General features: G+C 39.2%; 8 protein-coding genes. All 8 read right to left on the bottom strand.

The annotated features are described in order from the left end of the window. Positions 1-245: 245 nt before the first annotated feature. Positions 246-1,523, bottom strand: coding sequence for a nucleotide sugar dehydrogenase (locus AC07VK_RS24590; protein ID WP_492963935.1), 1,278 nt, complete (start codon positions 1,521-1,523; stop codon positions 246-248). A gap of 354 nt (positions 1,524-1,877) precedes the next feature. After that, positions 1,878-2,738: a glucose-1-phosphate thymidylyltransferase RfbA gene (gene rfbA, locus AC07VK_RS24585; RefSeq protein ID WP_492963933.1), complete on the bottom strand. Its 861-nt coding sequence runs from the start codon at positions 2,736-2,738 to the stop codon at positions 1,878-1,880. Between the two features lie 71 nt (positions 2,739-2,809). Then, the gene (gene rfbD, locus AC07VK_RS24580) at positions 2,810-3,670 is read right to left on the bottom strand and encodes a dTDP-4-dehydrorhamnose reductase (RefSeq protein WP_492963931.1); all 861 of its coding nucleotides are present in this window, start codon (positions 3,668-3,670) and stop codon (positions 2,810-2,812) included. Further along, complete coding sequence (rfbC, locus tag AC07VK_RS24575) at positions 3,667-4,215, bottom strand: dTDP-4-dehydrorhamnose 3,5-epimerase (RefSeq protein WP_426326548.1); 549 nt, start codon at positions 4,213-4,215, stop codon at positions 3,667-3,669. Before rfbC ends, rfbD begins: the two co-directional genes overlap by 4 nt. Continuing rightward, the gene (gene rfbB / locus AC07VK_RS24570; protein WP_492956144.1) at positions 4,215-5,267 is read right to left on the bottom strand and encodes a dTDP-glucose 4,6-dehydratase; all 1,053 of its coding nucleotides are present in this window, start codon (positions 5,265-5,267) and stop codon (positions 4,215-4,217) included. Before rfbB ends, rfbC begins: the two co-directional genes overlap by 1 nt. 242 nt (positions 5,268-5,509) lie before the next feature. Then, positions 5,510-6,073 (bottom strand): DUF3109 family protein, encoded by a 564-nt coding sequence (locus AC07VK_RS24565; protein WP_086549448.1) that lies wholly within the window; start codon positions 6,071-6,073, stop codon positions 5,510-5,512. 2 nt (positions 6,074-6,075) lie between these two features. Then, positions 6,076-6,849: a DUF3108 domain-containing protein gene (locus AC07VK_RS24560; RefSeq protein WP_057930844.1), complete on the bottom strand. Its 774-nt coding sequence runs from the start codon at positions 6,847-6,849 to the stop codon at positions 6,076-6,078. A 102-nt stretch (positions 6,850-6,951) separates the two neighbouring features. After that, positions 6,952-7,467 carry a DUF2480 family protein gene (locus AC07VK_RS24555; protein ID WP_492963929.1) on the bottom strand — a complete coding sequence of 172 codons (516 nt, stop codon included), beginning with the start codon at positions 7,465-7,467 and terminating at the stop codon, positions 6,952-6,954. Positions 7,468-7,474 lie beyond the last annotated feature (7 nt).

The raw sequence follows: 7,474 nt of genomic DNA, 5'->3' as shown, positions 1-7,474 counted from the left end.
GATCCAAGCCTTTCAGTTATGCCTTGGTGTTTGTTGTTTTCAATGGCAGGCATGCTTTCGCTGCGCTCAGGTTTGTTACTTTTTATCAAGAAAAAGGTAAGAGCCTTTCGGCGACGGCAAGCCGAGGCAAGACTGTGCGAAGGGTAAGAATAGCGGCCGCTTTAAGGTTCCCGCCTGCGCGAGAATGACGCACGGTGTTAATGGTCCTACTCATAGCCAAAATGAGCAGGTTGGAAGCGAAGTGCCTATAACCTGGCATCCACCAAATTCCTGTCGATAAAAGATTTGGTATCAAAAATGAGTGTCCCTTTTTCTTTAATACTGCGATAATCAATGTCTAAAAACTGCTGGTGCGCTACAGCAAGGATAACAGCATCGTAATGTTTAAACTGATCATCATCAATCATTTCGATGCCATACTCCGCTTTCACTTCATCCCTATTAGCCCATGGATCATATACATCAACATCCATACTAAAAGCTCTCAGCTCCTTGTAAATATCAGTTACCCTCGTATTTCGGGTATCGGGGCAATTTTCTTTGAAAGCGAAACCTAATATGAGTGCTTTAGCGCCATTGATCACTTTATCTTTGGCCACCAGCATTTTGATGACCTTATTGGCTACAAACATGCCCATGTTATCATTCACCCGCCTGCCTGATAAAATCACTTCGGGTTTATAACCCAAAGCCTCCGATTTGTGCGCCAAATAATAAGGATCTACACCGATACAATGGCCACCAACCAAACCGGGCTTGTAATTGAGGAAATTCCATTTGGTTGCAGCAGCAGCTAATACATCTGCTGTATCAATGCCCATCCGATCGAAAATTAAGGCCAGTTCGTTTACAAAAGAAATATTTACGTCCCGCTGCGCATTTTCTATGGCTTTTGAGGCTTCTGCTACTTTAATGCTGGGTGCCAAATGGGTACCTGCGGTAATAATAGATGCATAGAGTTGATCAATTTCAGCAGCAATTGCAGGCGTAGAACCCGAGGTTACCTTTTTAATTTTGGTAAGGGTATTAATTTTATCGCCTGGGTTAATCCGTTCTGGGGAATAACCACAGAAAAAATCGAAATTATATTTTAATCCTGAAATTTTTTCTAAAACAGGCACACAATCTTCTTCGGTGCAACCTGGATAAACAGTTGATTCATAAATGACAATATCACCATCTTTAAGCACAATACCCAGCATTTTACTGGCCGCGAGCAAAGGTTGCAGATCTGGTCGCTTAAGGTGATCTATAGGCGTAGGGACGGTTACAATATAGATGGTGCAGGTGGCAAGATCAGCTAAATTAGCACTCAGTGTTAAGCCTGTGTCTGATACGGCAAGTACAGCCTGCAGATCTTCCAGGTTAGCTTCATTTGTCCGATCCTTTAATTGATTTAATTCCGCTACACGACTTTCATTGGTATCAAAACCAATGACCTGATATTTTTTTGCAAATTCGATAGCCAGTGGCAAACCAACATAACCTAAACCAATAATGGCAATCTGCTTTTTTGAATTCATTTTTCTTTCGGTGATTGGACAAATATAAGATAAATGTAGAATGCTTAATTCCTTTAACCACAAAGGACACAAAGAGAAGGCACGAAATACGCAGAGTTAGATGGAGCGACTCTAAAATCGGCGTCATCTCGACTGAAGCGCAGCGAAATGGAGATATCTATGCTAGTTAGATTTAGCTTCGCTGAGCAACTACGGGGTTCTCGACTACGTTGCACTCCGCTCGAAATGACGATACTTCGAGGAGAACTAAAATTACCCCTAAAGCCGATAACGCACTAAAAAAAATCACCATTCAATACAATTGTATTGAATGGTGATTTTTTTTATAACTGAATTAAACTAAAGTAGAAATTCTTATTTAATCTGCTTTAACAGGTAACTACCATACCCACTTTTAACTAACGGAGTAGCAATAGCTTTTAGCTGTTCTGCATCGATAAAGTCCATACGGTAAGCGATTTCTTCGATACAACCAATTTTTAAGCCTTGTCTTTCTTCAATGATCTGAACAAATTGTCCGGCTTGCATTAAAGAGGTAAAAGTTCCGGTATCTAACCAGGCTGTTCCACGGCTCAATACACCTACTTTTAATTTACCACGTTCTAGGTATACGCGATTTACATCGGTAATTTCGTATTCTCCACGTGGCGAAGGTTTAATGTTTTTTGCAATTTCTACAACCTCGTTATCATAAAAATATAAACCTGGTACTGCATAGTCTGATTTCGGCTGGATTGGCTTTTCTTCAATCGAAATGGCGTTTTTATTTTCATCAAACTCCACAACACCGTAACGTTCAGGATCAGCAACCTGGTAGGCAAATACCACACCGCCATCGGGATCGGAACTGGCCTGTAATAATTTGGCCATGCCATCTCCATGAAAAATATTATCGCCCAGTACTAAGGCTACTTTATCTTTTCCTATAAATTCTTCACCGATCACAAAAGCCTGCGCTAAACCATTCGGTTCTGCCTGCACGGCATAGCTAAACTTACAGCCTAAAGATGCTCCATCGCCCAGTAATTTCTCAAAATTAGGCAGATCGTGTGGGGTAGAGATAATCAGAATTTCTTTTATCCCAGCCAACATCAGCGTAGACAAAGGATAATAAATCATCGGTTTATCGTAAACCGGCATCATCTGTTTACTACAAGCCAAAGTTAAAGGATGCAAACGTGTTCCGCTGCCACCAGCTAAGATTATACCTTTCATATTTTAGTCATTAGTTCATTGGTCATTGGTTCATTGGTCATTAGAGACCTAAATGAAATAATGATGCCTATTTATTGTATTTTAATCTGTTTTATACACTCTACCAAACTATCTCTCCAATAAGGGATTTCAATATTAAATGTATCTTTTATTTTAGATTTATCCATCACCGAAAATGCTGGCCGGATAGCTTTAGTCGGATAAGCAGACCCTGGAATAGGATTTACTTTAACTGCTGTTTCACTGATATCAAAAATGGCCTTTGCAAAATCGAACCACGAGGTTACCCCCTCATTGCTATAATGGTAAATACCATAAGCGGCGGATGAAGAACTTATAATATCAAAAATGGCATTTGCCAGATCGATCGCATAAGTGGGTGTACCCACCTGATCGGCAATGATATTCAGTTCATCGCGCTCTGCACCAAGTTTAAGCATTGTTTTTACAAAGTTGTTGGCGTACTCAGAATACAACCAGCTGGTGCGGATAATAAAATGGGCTGGCAGCTTGGATGAAACTACTTTTTCTCCATCTAATTTGGTTACACCATAAATATTAATGGGTTTAGCAATGTCATCTTCCTTTAGCAATTTAACTTCAATTCCTTCGAAAACGAAATCGGTAGAAACATGTATAAGCGTTGCTCCATTTACTAAACAAGCTGAGGCCAAGTATCCCGCACCTGTTTCATTAATGGCTTTAGCCAGATCAATTTCATCCTCTGCCTTATCTACAGCGGTATAAGCCGCACAGTTAATTACAAAAGCAGGCTGTTCTCTAGCCAACAGATCGTTCAAACCAGGCTCATCGAGAATATTAGCATCTTGTTCTGCAGGAAAAACAATATCGTTAATACCTCTTCGTTCAGCTACCGTTTTTAAACACTGGCCTAACTGTCCGCCGGCACCAATTACTAATATTTTGCTCATATGTGCTGTAAAGCTGAAAATGGTTTTAAAAGTAGATCTTTATCAGATACCGCCTGATCTTTCTCTGGAATTAACCAATCGATATTCAGGTCCGTATCGTTATAAATTACGCCAGTTTCTGAGGCTTTATTGAAAAAATTATCGCACTTGTATAAAAATTCTGCGGTTTCACTCAATACAGAAAAGCCATGAACAAAACCTCTTGGAATATACAGCTGTAATTTATTCTCTGCACTTAAACGCACCGCAATGTGTTTGCCATATGTTGGCGAACTTGGGCGAACATCTACTGCAACATCCAATACTTCTCCCTTGGTTACACGGACCAGCTTTGCCTGTGCAAATTCACCGGTTTGGGCATGTAGGCCGCGGATTACACCATATGAAGAATAGGATTGGTTATCCTGAACAAACCTGCCAGATAAACCCGTTTTTTCTTCGAATGTATTTTGGTTAAAACTTTCAAAAAAATAACCCCGGGGATCTTCAAACACTCTTGGCTTAATAATCAGACAGTCTTTTAATCCTGTTTGTTCAATTTCCATTATTTACTGCTGTATTGTTGTTCGTAATAAGATTGATAATTGCCTGAGGTTACGTTATTTAACCAGTCTTCGTTTTGAAGGTACCAGTCTACTGTTTTGGCCAAGCCTTCTTCAAATTGTAAACTTGGTACCCAATCCAATTGATTTTGTAATTTACTCGAATCAATGGCATAACGCAAATCATGCCCCGCGCGGTCGGTTACATAGGTAATGAGTTTAGCTGATTCTCCCGCTTCGCGACCAAGTTTTTGGTCCATAATGGTGCAAAGCAAATTGATCAGATCAATATTTTTCCACTCGTTATGGCCACCAATGTTGTAAGTATCTCCTGTTTTCGAGTTGTGGAAAATTACATCGATTGCCCTGGCATGGTCTTCTACCCATAACCAATCGCGTACGTTTTCGCCTTTACCATAAACGGGTACTGGTTTGTTATTTTTGATATTATTAATGGCCAGTGGAATCAGTTTCTCAGGAAAGTGATGAGAACCATAGTTGTTTGAGCAATTAGAAATTACGCAATCCATGCCATAAGTATCGTGATAGGCCCTTACAAAGTGATCTGAACTCGCTTTTGATGCCGAATAAGGGCTATGCGGATCGTAAGCGGTTGTTTCGGTAAACATTCCTGTCTCACCTAAAGCACCATATACCTCATCGGTACTCACATGATAGAAACGTTTTTTATCGTAATCACCTTTCCAATATTCGCGGGCCGCATTCAATAAATTTACAGTACCAATTACATTGGTAATGACGAAGGCTGTTGGATCAGAAATAGAACGATCTACATGGCTTTCTGCCGCTAAGTGAATAACTGCATCGAAGTTTTCTGTTTTAAACAAATCAAACATCGCGTTAGCATCAGTAATATCTTCTTTTACAAATCGGTAATTCGGTTTATTTTCAATATCGGTCAAATTAGCCAGATTACCTGCATAGGTAAGTTTATCTAAATTGACGATCTCGTAGTGAGGATAGTTATTAACAAAACGGCGAACTACATGAGAGCCAATAAAGCCCGCACCACCAGTGATTAAGATTTTTTTCACAGTTATTAAATGATTTTCAATTCCGCTAAAGTAAGTTAGATTTCGGCAAAAAACAACTTAATTTTGACATAAGCAGAAAACTGAACGAAATAATTCAGAAGCAATTAGCCAATTTCTATGAACATCTTCTGCATAAATAGATAAGCTTACAATTGCAATAGATATGTGCAGGAAAAGTGTAGACACAGCTTAGAATTGACTTTACAGTTGCACTGATAAAAATAAAATTTAAGAAAGACAAACTACATCGCTGCCACTGAACTTTCCAATTCTTTATACCATTCTTCTCCATATTTACGGATTAGTGGTCCTTTTAAAAAGCTATAAACTGGTACTTTAAGTTCGCGGCCAAAGGTACAGGCATCATGGCAGATGTGCCAGCGATCGTAATTTAGCACGTCGAATTCTGGATATTTCGTTATCCGGATAGGGTAAAGGTGACAAGAAATCGGCTTCTGCCAATCTACAATACCTTGCTCATACGCTTTTTCAATAGCACACTTCGTAATACCCCCCTCAAAAAGCACGTAAGCACACTCTTTATTTTTATCTACACAAGGAGTGGTTAAATCGCCATCTTCATCCACTACGTAAACGCCTTGTTCTTCAATGGCTTTAATGCCTTTTTCATTCAACAGGTGTTTTATTTTTGGATATATTTCTTCCAAAATGGCTTTTTCATCATTATCCAATGGTGCACCAGAATCACCTTCCACACAACAAATGCCTTTACATTTGCTTAAGTTACAAACAAAGTTTTCTTTCAATACGTCTTCGTGCACCAGCACCTGTTCAACTTCTATCATCATTATTCTTTTGCTAAAGCATATTTCAGGCCACTGGCCGATTTTAATTCCATGGTAACTGCACCCACCAATATCTCTACCTGGGCTTTTACCGGTACCCGGTTTCCATCATCGGTTACCCAAAGGTATAGCCTGCTATCTTTTTTAAAGATCCTTCCTGGTTTAATGGATGGACTAAATTTTAAACAGCGGATGTTCCCCAATTTACTTTTAATCGTTTCTTTTCCTATATATTCAACCTCTAAGGCTGAGATTTCGTCACCCAAGAAATAGTTCAGTTTAAACTTATCACCAATTTTGATTTTACTGATATCCAAGCTCCGGGCAAAATAATAAGCCGAAACCAGATCAAAAGTCTGATTAGTCGGTGTTGTAAAAGTCCCTCTGTTCGAAACTACTTTTTTTGCATCCTGCGTAAAACGGGCCTTATCCTGGCGTCTATAGCTGGCCTCACGGATATTCTCCTGATAGAAGTAAGGTAAAAGGTCTGTTTTATCGATATACGAATCGTAATGATCTCTTATCTTATAAAACACATCAAAAGTTCCGGAAGTCTGCGCATCAACCGTGAGTTTATAGGTAGGCTTGTTATCAAACTTTAAATCAGAATTGGCTACCTTAATCGTGGCTTCTGCCGCCGTTATAAATCCGTACCTTAATTTATATTGCAAAACTTCACCTTCCTGAAATACGGCTTCTTTTTTCAGGGGAAGTTCCTGAGCCGTTGCCAAAAGACTGCATAAGCCAGCCGTGACGGTTATAAATAATTTCTTCATTGCTTTTGTACTCATTTGTGTGTTGTTGGGAAAGAACTGTTTCCTAAAAAAATGCGGTTAAATTCTTTCTCCCATGAAGATATACAAAAAGCAAACCAAAATTTAATCTTTTCTTTTATATACAGGAACGGTAGAGCAGGGTTCGCCAAACATAATGCTTTTAACTACTGGTGTAAGCAGGTTGGTTACCTCAACATAGGCAGAAACCGGAACATCGATATCGCCACATCCTTTTACCACCACGCGTTCGTTAGCATAATCTTGCGGATTAATTTTAGCCAACGCCTTGGTAAACAAAACGACTTCCAATGTATTTAAATCGCCAAATACCACTTCATTGGCGTATGGTTTTAGTTTATTGGCCAGCAGCATATAAGCCCAGGTAGGTACAATTGCATCAGCCGAGCAGATAATGGCTACATTCTTATCCTGATATTGCGTCCAATCGTGATTTTTGATAAATTCTCTAAAATCCTTTTCCCTTAGCATTAAACCATGAAATAGATTATCTACAATATCATAAACCACTCTTTCGCCTTTATGATAAAAATCTTCGAGATTTAAGGTAATTAAACCGCTATTGGCTACTTTATTAATAATGTTTTCCTGAATTTCCATGGCCTTA

It is taken from the genome of Pedobacter sp. GW821-FHT01D05 (assembly GCF_059422505.1).
This window is presented reverse-complemented; position numbering and strand designations above follow the sequence as displayed.

Excerpts from the sequence above, each read along its gene's own strand:
- AC07VK_RS24590 (WP_492963935.1), bottom strand. The coding sequence starts at position 1,523 with ATGAATTCAAAAAAGCAGATTGCCATTATTGGTTTAGGTTATGTTGGT.
- rfbA (WP_492963933.1), bottom strand. The coding sequence starts at position 2,738 with ATGAAAGGTATAATCTTAGCTGGTGGCAGCGGAACACGTTTGCATCCT.
- rfbD (WP_492963931.1), bottom strand. The coding sequence starts at position 3,670 with ATGAGCAAAATATTAGTAATTGGTGCCGGCGGACAGTTAGGCCAGTGT.
- rfbC (WP_426326548.1), bottom strand. The coding sequence starts at position 4,215 with ATGGAAATTGAACAAACAGGATTAAAAGACTGTCTGATTATTAAGCCA.
- AC07VK_RS24565 (WP_086549448.1), bottom strand. The coding sequence starts at position 6,073 with ATGATAGAAGTTGAACAGGTGCTGGTGCACGAAGACGTATTGAAAGAA.
- AC07VK_RS24560 (WP_057930844.1), bottom strand. The coding sequence starts at position 6,849 with ATGAAGAAATTATTTATAACCGTCACGGCTGGCTTATGCAGTCTTTTG.
- AC07VK_RS24555 (WP_492963929.1), bottom strand. The coding sequence starts at position 7,467 with ATGGAAATTCAGGAAAACATTATTAATAAAGTAGCCAATAGCGGTTTA.